Here is a 446-nt window from a genome sequence, read left to right on the forward strand (position 1 = left end):
GGATCAGAAGGTTGTGGGTTCGACTCCTGCCGGGCGCGCCATATTATTTCGGAATGTAGCTCAGCTTGGTAGAGCACTTGGTTTGGGACCAAGGGGTCGTAGGTTCGAATCCTGTCATTCCGACCATTATTTATGGGGCCTTAGCTCAGCTGGGAGAGCGCCTGCCTTGCACGCAGGAGGTCAGCGGTTCGATCCCGCTAGGCTCCACCATGAACCTTGAAAACTGAACAAGCAACGTTAATGAAACAAGCTTCTTAAATGAAGCAAACAATAGATTTCAACTTCTAACGAAGTTGGATCGCTAGCAAAGCAAATGAGTTTTCAAACTACTTTTATGGAGAGTTTGATCCTGGCTCAGGACGAACGCTGGCGGCGTGCCTAATACATGCAAGTCGAGCGGAAATTTTATTGGTGCTTGCACCTTTAAAATTTTAGCGGCGGACGGG

2 tRNA genes and 1 rRNA gene are annotated in these 446 nt (G+C 48.7%); all 3 read left to right on the forward strand.

The features are described from left to right. The first annotated feature begins 49 nt into the window (after positions 1–49). Positions 50–126 (forward strand) — tRNA-Pro (locus M3166_RS19025). 8 nt (positions 127–134) lie between these two features. Beyond that, positions 135–210: transfer RNA gene (locus M3166_RS19030), tRNA-Ala, on the forward strand. Between the two features lie 121 nt (positions 211–331). After that, positions 332–446 (forward strand): 16S ribosomal RNA (locus M3166_RS19035); the annotation flags it as partial.

The organism is Solibacillus isronensis, from assembly GCF_023715405.1.
GTDB lineage: Bacteria > Bacillota > Bacilli > Bacillales_A > Planococcaceae > Solibacillus > Solibacillus isronensis_B.